The sequence below is a fragment of the Bradyrhizobium sp. S3.12.5 genome (assembly GCF_040548225.1).
GTDB classification, from domain to species: domain Bacteria; phylum Pseudomonadota; class Alphaproteobacteria; order Rhizobiales; family Xanthobacteraceae; genus Bradyrhizobium; species Bradyrhizobium cytisi.
This window is the reverse complement of record NZ_JBEPRF010000012.1, coordinates 96,470-111,319: the sequence shown is the minus strand read 5'-3', so window position 1 is coordinate 111,319 and position 14,850 is coordinate 96,470. Positions and strand designations below refer to the sequence as shown.

General features: G+C 63.4%; 19 protein-coding genes. 9 read left to right on the top strand and 10 right to left on the bottom strand.

Annotated elements, in window-relative coordinates:
* Positions 1 to 23 precede the first annotated feature (23 nt).
* Positions 24 to 713, bottom strand: coding sequence for an ArsR/SmtB family transcription factor (locus ABIC09_RS19240; protein WP_354032932.1), 690 nt, complete (start codon positions 711 to 713; stop codon positions 24 to 26).
* A gap of 334 nt (positions 714 to 1,047) precedes the next feature.
* Here ABIC09_RS19240 and ABIC09_RS19235 point away from each other — a divergent pair, with 334 nt between their 5' ends.
* Positions 1,048 to 1,383 carry a putative quinol monooxygenase gene (locus tag ABIC09_RS19235; RefSeq protein WP_354032931.1) on the top strand — a complete coding sequence of 112 codons (336 nt, stop codon included), beginning with the start codon at positions 1,048 to 1,050 and terminating at the stop codon, positions 1,381 to 1,383.
* Positions 1,384 to 1,434: 51 nt separating this feature from the next.
* Here ABIC09_RS19235 and ABIC09_RS19230 read toward each other — a convergent pair whose 3' ends face one another.
* Complete coding sequence (locus ABIC09_RS19230; RefSeq protein ID WP_354032930.1) at positions 1,435 to 2,928, bottom strand: FAD-linked oxidase C-terminal domain-containing protein; 1,494 nt, start codon at positions 2,926 to 2,928, stop codon at positions 1,435 to 1,437.
* A gap of 254 nt (positions 2,929 to 3,182) precedes the next feature.
* Between ABIC09_RS19230 and cycA the strand changes: the two genes are divergently transcribed.
* Positions 3,183 to 3,578 carry a cytochrome c-550 CycA gene (gene cycA / locus ABIC09_RS19225; RefSeq protein WP_148755061.1) on the top strand — a complete coding sequence of 132 codons (396 nt, stop codon included), beginning with the start codon at positions 3,183 to 3,185 and terminating at the stop codon, positions 3,576 to 3,578.
* An 18-nt stretch (positions 3,579 to 3,596) separates the two neighbouring features.
* On the opposite strand, the gene ABIC09_RS19220 is transcribed toward cycA, so the two are convergent.
* Positions 3,597 to 4,553 (bottom strand): alpha/beta fold hydrolase, encoded by a 957-nt coding sequence (locus ABIC09_RS19220; protein WP_354110221.1) that lies wholly within the window; start codon positions 4,551 to 4,553, stop codon positions 3,597 to 3,599.
* A gap of 331 nt (positions 4,554 to 4,884) precedes the next feature.
* On the opposite strand from ABIC09_RS19220, the gene ABIC09_RS19215 reads away from it, so the two are divergent.
* Positions 4,885 to 5,067: a hypothetical protein gene (locus ABIC09_RS19215; RefSeq protein WP_148755059.1), complete on the top strand. Its 183-nt coding sequence runs from the start codon at positions 4,885 to 4,887 to the stop codon at positions 5,065 to 5,067.
* 2 nt (positions 5,068 to 5,069) lie between these two features.
* Here the strand turns inward: ABIC09_RS19215 and ABIC09_RS19210 are convergent, their stop codons facing one another.
* The 3 genes from ABIC09_RS19210 to ykgO all read right to left on the bottom strand — a co-directional run bounded on the left by ABIC09_RS19210 (position 5,070) and on the right by ykgO (position 6,355).
* On the bottom strand, positions 5,070 to 5,330 hold the full coding sequence (locus ABIC09_RS19210) for a hypothetical protein (RefSeq protein WP_354032927.1): 261 nt from the start codon (positions 5,328 to 5,330) through the stop codon (positions 5,070 to 5,072).
* 125 nt (positions 5,331 to 5,455) lie between these two features.
* A complete protein-coding gene (locus ABIC09_RS19205; RefSeq protein ID WP_354032926.1) occupies positions 5,456 to 6,094 on the bottom strand; it encodes a tetratricopeptide repeat protein in 639 nt (212 codons plus the stop codon).
* A 135-nt stretch (positions 6,095 to 6,229) separates the two neighbouring features.
* Positions 6,230 to 6,355: a type B 50S ribosomal protein L36 gene (ykgO, locus tag ABIC09_RS19200; RefSeq protein ID WP_006611362.1), complete on the bottom strand. Its 126-nt coding sequence runs from the start codon at positions 6,353 to 6,355 to the stop codon at positions 6,230 to 6,232.
* Between the two features lie 305 nt (positions 6,356 to 6,660).
* Here ykgO and ABIC09_RS19195 point away from each other — a divergent pair, with 305 nt between their 5' ends.
* Positions 6,661 to 7,545 (top strand): amidohydrolase family protein, encoded by an 885-nt coding sequence (locus ABIC09_RS19195; RefSeq protein ID WP_354110220.1) that lies wholly within the window; start codon positions 6,661 to 6,663, stop codon positions 7,543 to 7,545.
* 79 nt (positions 7,546 to 7,624) lie between these two features.
* Here ABIC09_RS19195 and ABIC09_RS19190 read toward each other — a convergent pair whose 3' ends face one another.
* Positions 7,625 to 8,755, bottom strand: a complete 1,131-nt coding sequence (locus ABIC09_RS19190) for an alpha/beta hydrolase (protein ID WP_354110303.1) — start codon at positions 8,753 to 8,755, stop codon at positions 7,625 to 7,627.
* Between the two features lie 257 nt (positions 8,756 to 9,012).
* On the opposite strand from ABIC09_RS19190, the gene ABIC09_RS19185 reads away from it, so the two are divergent.
* The 4 genes from ABIC09_RS19185 to ABIC09_RS19170 all read left to right on the top strand — a co-directional run bounded on the left by ABIC09_RS19185 (position 9,013) and on the right by ABIC09_RS19170 (position 11,852).
* Positions 9,013 to 9,594: a TetR/AcrR family transcriptional regulator gene (locus ABIC09_RS19185; RefSeq protein ID WP_148753262.1), complete on the top strand. Its 582-nt coding sequence runs from the start codon at positions 9,013 to 9,015 to the stop codon at positions 9,592 to 9,594.
* A 93-nt stretch (positions 9,595 to 9,687) separates the two neighbouring features.
* Entirely contained in the window at positions 9,688 to 10,419 is a 732-nt protein-coding gene (locus tag ABIC09_RS19180) for a haloacid dehalogenase type II (protein WP_354110219.1), read from the top strand.
* Between the two features lie 56 nt (positions 10,420 to 10,475).
* Positions 10,476 to 10,943, top strand: a complete 468-nt coding sequence (locus ABIC09_RS19175) for a YbaK/EbsC family protein (protein ID WP_354110218.1) — start codon at positions 10,476 to 10,478, stop codon at positions 10,941 to 10,943.
* 63 nt (positions 10,944 to 11,006) lie between these two features.
* Positions 11,007 to 11,852: an adenylate/guanylate cyclase domain-containing protein gene (locus ABIC09_RS19170; protein WP_354110217.1), complete on the top strand. Its 846-nt coding sequence runs from the start codon at positions 11,007 to 11,009 to the stop codon at positions 11,850 to 11,852.
* Positions 11,853 to 11,911: 59 nt separating this feature from the next.
* Here ABIC09_RS19170 and ABIC09_RS19165 read toward each other — a convergent pair whose 3' ends face one another.
* Together ABIC09_RS19165 and ABIC09_RS19160 are read right to left on the bottom strand one after the other, a co-directional pair.
* Entirely contained in the window at positions 11,912 to 12,277 is a 366-nt protein-coding gene (locus ABIC09_RS19165; RefSeq protein WP_354110216.1) for a hypothetical protein, read from the bottom strand.
* Between the two features lie 98 nt (positions 12,278 to 12,375).
* The gene (locus tag ABIC09_RS19160) at positions 12,376 to 13,362 is read right to left on the bottom strand and encodes a tripartite tricarboxylate transporter substrate binding protein (RefSeq protein ID WP_354110215.1); all 987 of its coding nucleotides are present in this window, start codon (positions 13,360 to 13,362) and stop codon (positions 12,376 to 12,378) included.
* A 156-nt stretch (positions 13,363 to 13,518) separates the two neighbouring features.
* Here ABIC09_RS19160 and ABIC09_RS19155 point away from each other — a divergent pair, with 156 nt between their 5' ends.
* Complete coding sequence (locus tag ABIC09_RS19155) at positions 13,519 to 13,776, top strand: hypothetical protein (protein ID WP_148753256.1); 258 nt, start codon at positions 13,519 to 13,521, stop codon at positions 13,774 to 13,776.
* A gap of 119 nt (positions 13,777 to 13,895) precedes the next feature.
* Here the strand turns inward: ABIC09_RS19155 and ABIC09_RS19150 are convergent, their stop codons facing one another.
* A complete protein-coding gene (locus ABIC09_RS19150) occupies positions 13,896 to 14,828 on the bottom strand; it encodes a LysR family transcriptional regulator (RefSeq protein WP_354110214.1) in 933 nt (310 codons plus the stop codon).
* Positions 14,829 to 14,850 lie beyond the last annotated feature (22 nt).

The window sequence follows — 14,850 nt, the reverse complement described above, 5'->3', positions numbered from 1 at the left end:
GGTAACGAAATTTGGTCCCAAAATCAAATGCGGACACCGAACAGGGAGCGAAATGCGTCAAGCCCGGTATCGGTGATCTCGACCGAGCGCCCCTGCGGCCTGCGGCGGATCCAGTCCCGCTGGAACGCCAGCTCAGCGAGCGCCGCACCTGCCCGTCCTGCCAGATGCGGCCGGCGTTCGCTCCAGTCAAGACAGGGCCGGCACAGCACCCGCCGATGCCGCGACGACGGGCGGAGATCAATACCGAAACTGCCGAGGAACGCCGTGCCCGCTTCCGTCAGCTCACCAACCTCCTGGTCGAGAACCAGATATTCGCGCTCCCGCAGCGCGTCCGCGAGGGCGACACCGAGCTCGCCCGCGAGGTGATCGTAGCAGGTCCTCGCTTGCCGCATCGCGGCATCGATCCGTGCCGGCGGCCGCGTGGCTTGCGGACCTGTTACGGCGACCGTCATCATGCCCTCCAGGACCTGCGCGACGAGCGGTGTGGCCAGCCGGTACAACCGGCGCGGCCCCCGCCGCTCGACTTTCAGAAGCGCGTGCTGCACCAGCCGGCCGAGATGCCAGCTCGCCGTCTGCGGCGTGACGCCGGCGACCAGCGCCAGCTCGCCCGCGGTCTGCGCGCGTCCGTCCATCAGTCGCGACAGGATCAGGGCCCGGCCGGGATCGGCGATCAGGGCCGCTAGGTCGGCGAGCTCGCGTGCGATGGTCGGCATGGCCAGCTCCGGCATGTGACGAAAACCCATCCTGCTTGTCGCACCGGACGTCGCCGCAACGTTTCGATCAGGATCGAAATGTTCACGACATCGACACTTCGATCACCGGCGAAGCCAACCGGCAAGACATCGCGAGATGGTCGCAGCGATCGCGATCGAAGACGAAGCAAGGGAGGCACAGATGGAGCGATCGAGACATGCGCGGCCGGCACCGCGCACACATGGAGCGTTCAGCCGCAGGTCAGTGATCCGCGCCTGCGGCACCGTCCTGGCGATCCATCTCTCGCCATGGACGGCGGCGTCATCTCAGGCACAGGAGCAAGGAGCAAAGACAATGAACCACTATGCAACACAGAAATCCATCAGCGACGCTGTCGACGGCGGCGGCCTGCTCGTGGTCGCGCAATGGGAGGCCAAGCCCGGCGAGGCCGACAGGATCGCAGCCATCCTCGATCGCTTCCTGCCGGAGGCGCAGCGCGAGGACGGCGTCAAGCTGTTCCTGATCTCGCGGGCTACGGACAATCCGGCGCAGTTCCTGTTCTACGAGCTGTTCCGCGACGAAGCCGCGTTCAAGGCACACCAGGAGAGCGCGCATTTCAAGACCTACATCGCCGGCGAAGCGCTGCCGCTGCTGGCGAAGCGTGAGCGCGCGCAATACGGGCTGCTGTAAACGCTCGTGGAGGGAAGCGCTCGCGTCGCAAGCTCTTCCCTCCATAAGATCCTAGAACCGCGGAATGTCCGGGAACGCAACTTTACCGGCATGCACATGCATGCGGCCGAGCTCGGCGCAGCGGTGCAGGGTCGGAAACACTTTTCCTGGGTTGAGCAGGCCCTGGGAGTCGAAGGCGCATTTCAGCCGCTGCTGCTGGTTGAGGTCGATCTCGGTGAACATGTCGGGCATGAGATCACGCTTCTCGATGCCGACGCCATGCTCGCCGGTGAGCACGCCGCCGAACTCGACGCAGGCGCGCAGGATGTCGGCACCGAAGGCTTCGGCGCGCTCGATCTCGCCGGGCTTGTTGGCATCGTAGAGGATCAGCGGATGCAGATTGCCGTCACCGGCGTGGAACACGTTGGCGCAGCCGAGCTGGTATTTTTCCGAGAGCGCGCGGATGCGGGCGAGCGCCTTCGGCAGCGCGCCGCGCGGGATCGTGCCGTCCATGCAGAGATAGTCGGGCGAGATGCGGCCAACGGCAGGAAACGCAGCCTTGCGGCCGGCCCAGAACAGATTGCGCTCGGCCTCCGAGGTCGAGATCTGGCAGGTGGTCGAGCCGCAGCCATTCGCAATGGTCTCGACGCGCGTGATCAGCTCGTCGACCTCGATCTTGGGACCGTCGAGCTCGATGATGAGCAGCGCCTCGACGTCGAGCGGATAGCCGGCATGGACGAAGGCTTCGGCGGCATGGATCGCAGGCTTGTCCATCATCTCCATGCCGCCGGGAATGATGCCGGCGCCGATGATGCGCGCCACGCATTCGCCGGCCGCCTCGACCTGCGCGAAACCGACCATCAGCGCGCGCGCCGTCTCCGGCTTCTGCAGGATGCGCACCGTGATCTCGGTGATGACGCCGAGCAGACCTTCTGAGCCGGTAATGACGCCCATCAGGTCGTAGCCGGAATTTTCGCACCCCTTGCCGCCGATGCGCAGGATCTCGCCGCTCATCAGGACAAATTCGCAACCGAGCACGTTGTTGGTGGTCATGCCGTATTTGAGGCAGTGCACGCCGCCGGAATTTTCCGCGACATTGCCGCCGATCGAGCAGGCGATCTGCGAGGACGGATCGGGCGCGTAATAGAAGCCGGCATGCGCGACCGCCTGGCTGATCGCGAGATTGGTGACACCGGGCTCGGTGACGACGACGCGATTGTCGAAATCGATCTCGCGGATGCGCTTGAACTTGCCGAGACCCAGCAGCACGCCGTCCTCCAGCGGCAACGCGCCGCCGGATAGCGAGGTGCCGGAACCGCGCGGCACCACCTTGATGCCGTGGGCGGCACAATATTTCAGGACGAGCGAGACCTGCTCGGTGGTGTCGGGCAGCACCACGACCATCGGCGGCTGCCGATAGGCGGTCAGCCCGTCGGATTCATAGGCCCGCATCTCGGCAGGCGTATCGATCACGCCCTCGCCGGGCACGATCGCGCGCAGTGCAGTAACGATCTCGGCGCGGCGCGCGAGCACGGCCTGATCGCTCGCAGGCATCATGATGGCCATGACTTGTCCTTCCGGCTCACGCCGCAGTGTCGATTTGTCGCGACAAATCAACCACGTCCGGGGCCGTTTGGGTAGGCCATCCGAAAGTCGGAGCAACGATCTTCCGGCGAGTTCGCTCTGGGACAAGTGGGAAATCATGAAACCTGTCATGGTTTCGCGGCTTGTCCAAGCCGAGCGGGCCGTGCCAAAACCGGCAGGGTTCGACGATCGCCGACCGAATAAGACCCCACCGGGAAAGAGACGAAGAGCACCCTATGAAAAAACTGACTTTTGGCGCGCTGATGATCCTCACCGTCACTGCCACGGCCACCAGCGCGATGGCGCAGGATGCCGCGGCCGGCAAATCGTCGTTCAACAAATGCCTGGCCTGCCACGCCATCGGCGAAGGCGCCAAGAACAAGGTCGGCCCCGAGCTCAACGGCCTCGACGGCCGCAAGTCCGGCACCGCGCCGGATTACAGCTATTCGGACGCGAACAAGAATTCCGGCATCACCTGGAACGAGGCGCAATTCAAGGAATACATCAAGGACCCGAAGGCCAAGATCCCCGGCACCAAGATGGCGTTCGCCGGCATCAAGAACGAGACCGAGATCAACAATCTGTGGACCTATGTGTCGCAGTTCGACAAGGACGGGAAGATCAAGCAGTAAGCGGGTGAGCGGCGGCCGCTAATCCGCGGCCGCCTGCGCCGCGGCGACTTGACCGATCATTGTCTCGATCTCCGTCTTCACGAGATCCGGCACCGCGTTCTGCACCATGTGGCCGAGATCGGGCAGCACGATCAGCTTTGCGTTCGGCACCGCCGCTGCGAAGGGGCGCGCGTGGATGTCGGTCTTTACCGTCTTGTCGGGCTCGCCGGCGATGATCGTGACCGGCACCCTGATCTTGCCGTAGCGTGGAGCCTGCTCGGCCACCGACGCCTTCAGCGTCACCAGATCATAGGCATTGGCGATGAATTCGCGCGGACGCAGCAACAGCGGCGTCGCGGACTCCTTCACGAAACCGTCCGGCATCGTCTGCGGCAGGAAGACGCTGCGCGCGCCAGACTCGGCGACGAAATAGCCCAGTGGCAGCGTGATGGTGTAGGCGAGCAGCGGCCCAATCACCGGCATTGCGATGATCTCGTTGTAGCGGCCGACGCCGCCGCGCCAGGGATGGGTCACCGGCGCCAGCATCACGAGGCCGGCGACGCGGCTTGCGTGATCGAGCGCCAGCCGCGCGCCGAGCGCCCCGCTCCATGAATGCGCGACGAAGACGGCGCGATCGATCCCGAGCTTGCCAAGCGCCTCGTCGATCATCCGCGCCTGGATGTCCGGCGTCGAATCCTGCCGTCGCGCGCGCGTGCTCCAGCCATGGCCGGGACGGTCGATCAGGATGACGCGATGCTGCTTGGCCAGGAGGTCGCCGAGCGGATGCCGCATCACTTCGAGGTTGGAACTCGCGCCATGCAGCATCACGATCGGAGGGCCGGCATCGCGCGGGCCGATGTCGACGACATGGAGCACAGCACCGTCGACCTCGATCATCCGGCCCTGCGGTGGAAAGCTACGCTGCACGGCGACGATTCCGGCCTGCGTGACCACCGCCAGCAGAACCAGCGCGGTCGCAATTGACATCGCGATCATGGAGAAAGTCCGGGCAATCCAGGGCACATGGCAGCTACGGGTCTTAGCACACGGCAGTTTCGCCCGGTGGGCGTCAGCGCTTCCACCGGAAATGCCGGGGCTGTGGATATGTGCATAATCTCAATCTACAAAAACGGAATGAAATCAATGGCCTTCGCAGGCGACCCACAAGCCTCGGATCAGCTTCATGCAGTCGTCATGGCGGCTTCCTTATAATCGCCACGGTCGGTTCCGCCATCTAGGCGCGGGTGGGCGCCGATCCTCCTCGCAACCTCACGGCTGCGGGAAAGGCCGGCAGGATTTGTCCTGGCTTGAACCGGAGGATTTTTCGATGAGCTTGAGATCGAACGATACTGCAATCGACGAGATCGTCGCGAGCTGCAACGGCGACCTGCGCGGTGCCGTGCGGGCGCTGCTCCTGATCAATGAGCATCTCGAGACGGAGCTTGCAAAGGCTTACGCAGCGGCCGTCGATCGCGGTCTTGCCGAACGCGGCGGCAGCGTTCTGCACTAGGCCTAGCCTGCGCCGTCCTCGGCCTTTTGCTCATCGGGCGTGAGTGCGGGACAGGCGCGAATGGTCGAGCGTGCCAGCTTGGCATCGTCCTTGGATTTGTAAGGACCGTCGCCGAACCAGATGTCGCCGTTGATGACCGGATTGCTGGTCACGATGTTGCATTTGCCGGTGGCGCGATTGCCGACCACCCAGAACAGCCCGTCGGCAAGGCTGATCGTTCCCGACGCCAGCAGCAAGCTGCAAGCAAAGATCAAACGCTTCATGGCTTTTGCTCCTGCCATGCAGGTAGGCCTGCGCCGGCGCCGGCAATAGTCCTTGCGACGTTGCGCCTCCGATCGTGGTTAATCGGCGGGCGCCACAACCGCTCAAGAAATGATCGAGTTAGAGGCTAGATGTCGCGGCCTTCAACCTTCTCGGTCAAAGCCTTTACCTGATCGGGAATCTTCTCGAGGTGCGGATTGACGGCGAGCGCCTTGCGATAGGCCTCGAGCGCGCGCTTCTCGTCGCCGACGTCCTGCATGATCATGCCGAGCCCCGCGAGCGCGCCGAAATGACGGGGCTCCCTGGTGAGCACCTCGCGGATGTCGGCGAGCGAGCGGGCATAATCGTTCTGCATGTAATAGAGCGTGGCGCGCCGATTCCAGGCTTCGATGTAGTCGGGGCGGAGCTTGATGACCGAATCCAGCAGCTTGATCGCGACGTCGATCTTCTTCGCATCGACGGCCGCCTTGGCCCGCGCCATCAACAATGCTGCGGTGTCGCTCGGGGTCTGGAGCCAGATCGCCCAGATCCGCGCCTCGACATGCTTGGCGCTGTCTTCGTCGGGGGCGGCCTTCAGCGCGCCGAACAGGAAATCGAGATTCTTGGTGCGCTCGGCCTTGGGCAGCTTGGCCGGCGCTTCCGGCAGCTTCTTCTGCTGCTTCGCCGGAGGGGCCGGATCATCCTGCGCCAACACGGGCGCGAAGCCGGCGGTCCCGAGAACCAGAGCCAGGCACAGCGTGCGCGCGAAAGGGAATCTCACTGCCATCATCAAAGTCTAAACGCGTAAAGCCGCCCTTGCAAAGCAGGGCGGCGTCAAACTCGTGTGAGACCGTGGTCTTGCGGGGCGCGTGCGCGAGGCGAGCGCGAAGGCGATCAGCCCGCCCGGATCAGCCCGCCCGGATCAGCCTTGGCGAGCCTTGAAGCGGCGCTGCACCTTGTTGATCACATAGACCCGGCCCTTGCGGCGGACCAGGCGGTTGGCGCGATGGCGACCGCGCAGCGACTTCAACGAGTTACGGACCTTCATGGCAGAATCCTGAACGTTCGAAAGGCCGTGTTCGGCACTACCGTTTCGGCACGCGCGAATGTGGCAAAATGAGATCTTTCCCGCTGGCAGACTGACCGCCCGGGACGGGGCGGTTCTTAAGGCATGGCGGGAGGTGATGTCAATGTTAACTGCCCGGTTCCGAACCGGCAAATTCGCGAAAACAACCCCATGCACAGTAGAAACGGCCGGACCGGCCCGATTCTGACCGCTCCGCCCAACCAAGGTTCGCTTGCCAAGTTCGTTATATCATATAATCAATTTGGCAACCCGTCGGGAGGACCCCCATGCCCAAGCTGAAGCTGCCGAACATTGACGATGTCGTCGCCATCGACATCCACACCCATGCCGAGGAGCCCTGCGGCTGCCATCCCGACGACGGCTACGACGATTTCCAGGCGCAGATGGCCGACTACTTCAAGTCGCCGAACAAGCATCCGCCGACCGTGCCGGAGACCGCGGCCTACTACCGCTCCAAGAACATCGCCGCGGTGATCTTCCCGGTCGATGCCGAGCGCGAGACCGGCTTCCGCCGCTACAACAATTACGAGATGATCGAGGCCGCCTCCGACCATCTTGACGTCCTCATCCCCTTCGTCTCGATCGACCCGCACAAGGGCAAGCTCGGTGCCCGCGAGGCGCGCAAGCTGATCGAGGAATACGGCGTGCGCGGATTCAAATTCCATCCGACCATGCAGGGCTTCTACGCCAACGACCGCATGGCCTATCCGCTCTACGAGGAGATCAACAATGGCGGCGCGATCGCGCTGTTCCATACCGGCCAGACCGGCGTCGGCTCGGGCATGCCGGGCGGCATGGGCATGCGGCTGAAATATTCCAACCCGATGTACATGGACGACGTCGCAGCCGACTTCCCCGACCTCAAGATCATCCTCGCCCACCCCTCCTTCCCCTGGCAGGAAGAGGCGCTGTCGGTCGCGACCCACAAGCCGAACGTCTACATCGACCTCTCCGGCTGGTCGCCGAAATACTTCCCGCCGATCCTGGTGCGCTATATCAACTCGATCCTGCAGGACAAGATGCTGTTCGGCTCGGACTGGCCGGTGATCACGCCGGACCGCTGGCTGTCGGACTTTGCCAAGATCGACATCCGCGACGAGATCCGCCTGAAGGTGTTGAAGGCCAACGCGCGCAAGCTGTTGGGAATTTAGCCGCGTATTCATCGCCACAGCGCATCGAGGGCTTCGAGCGCTATCGAAGCCCTCACGCTCAAGACTTGTGCCAGGCCTCCTAACGGCTGGTGTGATCCGCCCCACCCACCTCCTTGATGAAGGCGAGCAGGAGCGTGCTGAGCCGAGCCGGTTGCTCCTGTTGGATCCAGTGACCGGCGCCGTCGATCAGCTCGATGTCACGCATCCTCGTCGCCGCCTTCGTCCTCATGAGATCGATCGCGCCCGGCGCCGCATAGGTGCCCCAATCGCTTTTCCCGCTGATGAAGAGCGACGGGACGTCGATCGTCTTGCCCGAAAACAGGCGCAACTCAGCGTTCAGGTCGGGGTCGGAAAAGACGCGATAAGCCTGCAGGGCGCCTTGAAACCCGGTGCGGCCATACTCCTCCGTGTACACGGCAAGCTCCGGCTCGGTGAGCCATTTGCTGGCCAAAACCTCGGCGGCGGAAGGCTGGAATGGAGCGACGGTCTGCGACATCGTCTTGCCGAGATCCATGACGTAGTAGGTGGGCATTTGTGCAAGTTCGATGGCGGTCGGCGCCTTCAACGGATGCGGCTTATTTCCCGGCCAGTCAGCGCTCTTGGCGTAGAAAAATGCACGAAGAAACGCGTGTAAGCCTTGAGGCGGGTGCCACAGATCATCGTTCGCCTCCCGCGTGCTCAGATATTGCTGATAATGCTTTCGCGGCGGATCGAGCGCCGCCAGCGCGGCCGCCAACTTTTGATTTCCAGTGTTCGGTTGAGCCGACGATGCCTCGCTTTCCGCAATGTTGAACGGAAACGCCGGCGGACCGGGGAACGGTGCGCTCATCAGCACCACCGAGGGAAAGACGTCGGGTCGGGCCAACGCACAATAGGCCGCCACGGGTGAGCCGAAGTCGTGCCCGACGAGCATTGCCGTGTTTCGATACCCCAACGCCGAAACCAAACCGAGGGCGTCACGCGTCATATTCAACAGGCTGAAAGGCTCTAGCGGGGCGTCATAGCCGTTCACCCAACCGGTGGTGCGGCCAAAACCCCGCTGGTCGGACGCCACGACATGGTACCCGGCGTCAGCCAGAATTGGGATCAGGTGTCGCCAGCCGTAAGCCAAATCCGGAAAGCCGTGCAGAAGCAGCGCGAGCGGCCGGCCGGAGCTTTCGTAACCGGCTTCGAGAATATGTACATCGAGGCCGTTGACCCCATGGATCATGCGCGAGCGCACCCCCTTGGGAAGCGTTCCCCCGCCGTATGATGATGTGGTCAAATCACTTCCTCCAATAGGGTTTGCGCGGGCCGGGCAAAGCGAAGCCGCAATCAGGCTGGCGCGCCCATCGCTAAGACGGCTCGTCGGGACACTGATGGCTTGAAACTGCATGGACGACTCATCAGCCGGGCCCTTTCTATGGTGATCGCCATAGTATGGCGATCACCATAGTCGCGTCAAGCGGATCGTGTTAGGTTCACGGCATGCCACGTAAGACTGATGCCCGCGCTCGCGCGATTGCCACGGCCGAACGCCTGTTTCGCATCCAGGGCTACACTGCGACTGGATTGACCCAGATCATTGAAGAAAGCGGCGCGCCCAAAGGATCGTTCTACTTCCACTTTCCACGCGGCAAGGCACAGCTCGCAGAGGAGGCCATCGATCATTACGTTGCGACTAGAATTGCGGTATTGCGGACTATCTCGGCGAATACGACGGGCGATGCTCTGAATTTCGTTCGCCAGATTTTCGGTACATTCGCGGCCGAAATGGTCGCCTCTGATTTCCAGTATGGATGTCTGATGCAAAATCTGGCGAATGAGCTGCCCGCGCTCGACGCTGAGCTGACCAAACGGGTAGCGCGCGGATTTGCCGATTCAACCGAGATTGTTGCGGAGCATTTCAGGGGGTGCGGTTTCGCTCCCGCGCGCGCATCCTCTACCGCAGCCGCATTGGTAGCCGCCGTCGAAGGCGCGCGAACGATCGCCCGCCTCGAGCGCACGCCGGCTGTATTCAAGGCGCTGGCGGATGTCAGCGTCCAGAGGTGGGCCGCCCCCGAGGGGTGATCCGGGTTCAATGTTGTCGCCCCGGGCGCATGGATCGCCATCCGGACGCCTTGTATAGTCCTTGCGCCCCTACGACCCCGGAGGACCGGTCAATTGAGCCTCAAAGCCGTCGTCTTCGATGCCTACGGGACGCTCTACGACATCCAGTCGGTCGCAGAGATCACCGAGGATGCGTTTCCGGGCTATGGCGAGATCATCACGCAGGTCTGGCGGATCAAGCAGCTCGAATATACCTGGTTGCGCTCGCTGATGCGGCGCTACCAGGATTTTTCTGCCGTCACGCGCGACTCGCTGGCCTATACGCTGCGCGTGCTCGGGCTTACCTACGAGCGCGAGGCCTTCGAGCGCGTGATCGAGAAATATCTGCATCTCGATCTCTATCCGGATGCGACCGCAGCGCTTACCGCGCTGAAACCGCGAAAGCTTGCGATCCTGTCCAACGGCAGCCCGGACATGCTGACTACGCTGGTGCGCAACTCCGGCCTCGACCGCCTGCTCGACGCCACCATCAGCGTGGACGCGAACAAGATCTTCAAGCCGAGCCCGCAGGCCTATGAGCTGATCGGCGAGGTGCTCGGCACCAAACCAGACGAGGTGCTGTTCGTCTCCTCCAATCCCTGGGACGTGGCCGGCGCGAAAGCGTTCGGGCTCAACGTTGCCTGGATCGAACGGGTGACGCCGGAGGCCATGGCGTTGGCTTGCGTCGAGAACGAACTCGTGGCACCGCTGACGCTATTCAAGGCGATCCGCACCCAGATGGACGAGCTCGGCTTTGCGCCGGATCATCGCGTCCGCTCGCTCTCGGAGCTGGCAAGAATCGCCTGAATCAAGCATCGCCTGAGTATCGCCGCCCCCCGTAAGTCCTCGATGAGCTGACTGGAATGAGCCTGGAATCCGTTCGCGCCTTCTTCGCCAAGAAAGCCCCCGACATCACCGTGATGGAATCCCCGATCAGCTCGGCGACCGTGACGCTGGCTGCCGAAGCCTATGGCGTCGAACCCGGTATGATCGCCAAGACATTGTCGCTACGCGTCGGCGAGCGCGTGATCCTGATCGTCGCCGCCGGCACCTCGCGGATGGACAACAAGAAGGTCAAGGCAGCGTTCGGCGGCAAGCCGAAGATGCTCGGGCTGGAAGAGGTCGCCGAGATCACCGGCCACGAGGTCGGCGGCGTCTGCCCGTTCGGGCTGAAGTCGCCACTGCCGGTCTATTGCGACGTCTCGCTGAAAGCGTTCGACGTGGTGGTGCCGGCCGCAGGCTCGACCCACAGCGCCGTGCGCATCACGCCGGGGCGGATGGCCGAGCTGACCGCGGCCGAATGGATCGATGTCTGCGAGGTCAGGCCGTAAAGCGGCTACAGCCTGTACTGATGCCTGATGCATTTGCCGGTCAGGGAGGCTAATGTCTGGACCATGCCCGACGACAAGGTGAAACGACGACTGACCACTGTGCTGTGTGCCGATGTGCACGGCTATTCTCGCCTCATGGAAGCAGACGAGGCGGGAACGCTGGAAACGCTCCGCCGCTACCGCACGGCCATTGCGGGATTGGTGGAGCGTCATGACGGCCGCATCGTGAATACCTGGGGCGATGCTATCATCGCCGAGTTCGCCAGCGTCGTCGAGGCCGTGCAATGCGCGGTCGAGATTCAGCAGGAAATTTCCAACCAGGATTCGGGCCCACCTGACGCAAACCCGATGCGGTTTCGCATCGGCGTCAATCTCGGCGATGTGATGGTGGATGGTTCCGATCTTTATGGAGACGGGGTCAATATCGCGGCGCGTCTGCAAGAACTCGCCGAACCCGGCGGCATCGTGATCTCCAGCTCCGCCTATGACCAAGTGCACAACAAATTATCTGTTGGCTTCGACTGTCTCGGCCAGCGTCCCATGAAAAACATTGCTCCCATGACCAGCTATCGTGTGACCATGAGCGGCCAAACCGCTCAAGCACGGAGCTTTCCGCCTGGCGAAGGCCTGACGTCTCAGGGCGCTGTTGCGGGTTCGGAAACTGACGCCGCACGCCGCGACAGATACCAGCAATCCACGTGGATGCGCTTCGTTTCAGATGGGCTGGCGAAGCTGCCCCGCCCGGTCGCAGTGGCCCTCACGGTGTCGGCCTTCCTGATCCTGATCAATGTTTTCACTGGGATGCACAGGATCTGGTTCCATTGGCCAGTTGCAGCGATACTCTTCGGCGTCCTCATGCGGACAGCGCTCGGGCGTCGACCTGAGTCAGACAGCAAGAGGAACCGCTGAATGAGGCGGCATGACCGCGTCTTCACGCCTGCCGCTGCGCATCTTTCCGGATCATGTTCTCAGAAGCGCTGATTGTCGCCATCGTCATAGGGCCGCGGCTGCGCCTGCGGAGGTGGCGGCGGCGCATTGTTATAGCGAGGCTGCGGCACAGCCCGGCCGCGCGGAACCGGCTGCTGTGGTGGCATCTGGTTGTTGGACTGGAACACCGCGCGACAGCCGCTGGAGAGTTGCGGCGTGTTCTGCCGCAGGCAGGCGGTGATGCGGCTCACATCCGGGATCTGATCGCTGCACAGGCGCCAGACATCCGGCGTGCAGGCCATCTGCTGCTCCATGGTGCCGCGATATTCCTCGGCGGACGCGGCGCTTTGCGCGACGATGCCGCTGATCGCAAGCGCCGCACCCAGCGCAATTCGCTCTGTTCGCATGGTCCCAATTCCTTCTCGAATCCCTCGATTTGTCCTGAATCAATGAGACGCGGTCAGGTTCTGGCCCAACAAAAAAATGTGAAAATTCGGGTAGGAACCTACTCGACCCTGCCGATCTTCCTGACCGCCGCGATCAGCCGCGCACTGTCGGTCGCCACGAAATCGGAGAACGCTGGCGCATCCTGATAGGCGACCAGACTGCCCGAAGCATCGAAGGTCTTGAGCACGTCAGGGCTCGTCATCACCTGCGCCATCGCCTCGCGCAAGCGGCTTGCGATCGGCGCGGGAAGAGCGCTCTGCGCAAACAGCCCGGCCCAGATGTACATCTCGACATCCTTGTAGCCGAGCTCCTGGAAGGTCGGCACGTCGGGAAAGCTCGCAACACGTTGCGCACCGCAATTGCCGAGCACGCGCAGCTTGCCGTCGTCGACCTGCGGCTTCAGCGTGCCCGGTGCTGCTGCGATCGCCTGCACGGTGCCGCTGAGCAGCGCGGTCAATGCCGGCCCCGCGCCGCGAAACGGCACGTGCAGCAGCTTGATGGCCGCGCTGTTGGCGAACATCTCCATTGCCACATGCAGCGTGCCGTAAGGTCCGGATGAACCATAGGTGATCTGGCCCGGGCGCTTCTTCGCGTCCTCGACGAATTCCTGCGCCGTCTTCCATGGCGCCGAAGTCGGCACCGCAAGCAGCGTGGGATCGGCCAGCACGCGCGCGATCGGCATGAATTGCGCCACTTCATACGCGACCGGACGATCGAACAGCCGGTCGGCCTCGGGCAGCACCGCGAGCGAGGACAATGTCATCAGCAGCGTGTAACCGTCGGGCTCGGCGCGCGCGGCTGCAGCGTTGCCGACCGATCCGCCGGCGCCGCCGGCGCGGTTGTCGACGATGACGGACTTGCCGAGGATCCGCTCCAGCGCCTGCGCGACGGGACGTGCCGCAAGATCGGCCTGGCCGCCGGCCGGGAACGGCACGATCATGGTGATGTTGCGGGCGGGGTAGCTTTGCGCGAAGGCCTGTTCTGGCAACGCGCCCCGCAACAACGGCAATGCGGCAACGGCGCGCAAGACGTCGCGTCGATCCATGGCAGCCCCTCCTCTTATTTTCTTGTTTCCCTCCGAGCCTAGCGCGGCGATCGGCAAGAACAAGCTGTTTACGAAGCGTTATCCATGTTCGCCCCGCTCCGGAACGCATCGCGGCACCCTCCGTTGCCTTCAGAAGGTCTTGCCAGGGAGAGTGCCATGGGAAAATTCGCGACCATCGACGTGGCGCTGGACGAGATGCTGGTGAACCTCGCAGCGATCGTCCTGCGGCTTTCAAAGCCCGAAGTGACGCGAACGCCGGAAGCGCGGCGTGCCCTGGCGCAATCGGTGCATCAATACGCAGTGTGCGCCGCACGTTCGACCGACCCGCGTGTTCACGATTTGAAGTCGCAGCTCGAGCAGACCGTGAAGCCGAGCTTGCGCATTGTCGCAATCGACGGCGTGAAGGTGTCGTAGTCCGACGCCGTCATTGCGAGCGTAGCGAAGCAATCCAGAGTGTCTCCGCGGAAAGATTCTGGATTGCTTCGCTGCGCTCGCAATGACGAGCGGATGAAGCCGTGCCCATCTTACGATGGCTACAACGCTTTCCCACCTTTCGGCCGCCGCTTGCAGGTGCCCGGCAGCTTCGCTGCGAGAAAGTCGCCGAGCGCTTCGACGCGCGCGGGGCGGGGGCCGCCCGGTGGGGTCACGAGGTGCACGGCGCCTTCGGCCTGCTTCCAGTCCTTCAGGATCACTTCGACTTCACCGGACGAAATGGCATCGCCGACGATGAACTCTGGGAGCTCGGCGATGCCGAGGCCGGCGATCAGCGACGGCATCACGGCTTCGCCATTGTTGACGCGAAGCAGGCCGCCGGGGCGGACGCTGGCCTGCTCGCCGGCGGAATTGGTGTAGTGCCAGACGTTCGCCGTCGAGAGATAGGCGTAGCTGAAGCATTTGTGCTCGGCGAGATGCATCGGATGCGTCGGCCGGCCGTGCTTCCTAAGGTAGGACGGCGCGGCCACGGTGAAGCGCGGCATGGTGAAGAGCCGCCGCGCGATCAGTGACGAGTCCGGCAGCCGCGCGATCCGCACCGCCATGTCAAAGCCCTCGCCGATGAGGTCGATGGTCGCGTCGCTCAAATGCAGATCGACCGAGACCTCCGGATAGGTTTCGAAAAACTCCGGCAGCAGCGGCGCCACCGCCTTGATCCCGAACGTCATCGGCACCGCGAGCCGCACCAGGCCGCGCGGCGCCACCGATTGCGCCAGCGCCTCGTTCTCGGCCGCCTCGCCGTCGGCGAGCAGGCGCGTCGCGCGGTCGGCGAGCTTGTGGCCGGCATCGGTCAGCGCCAGGCGACGCGAGGTGCGGTTGAACAGGCGGGCGCCGAGCCGCTCCTCCAGGCGGGTCACGGCCTTCGACACCGTGGCCTTGGACATCGTGAGCTCGCTTGCAGCCCCCGCAAACGACCGCAATTCCACGACTTTTGCGAAAATCGCGAGCGCCTCGAAATCGGGGAGTTTTGCCATGGCAGCGGTCCCAATCAGGGTA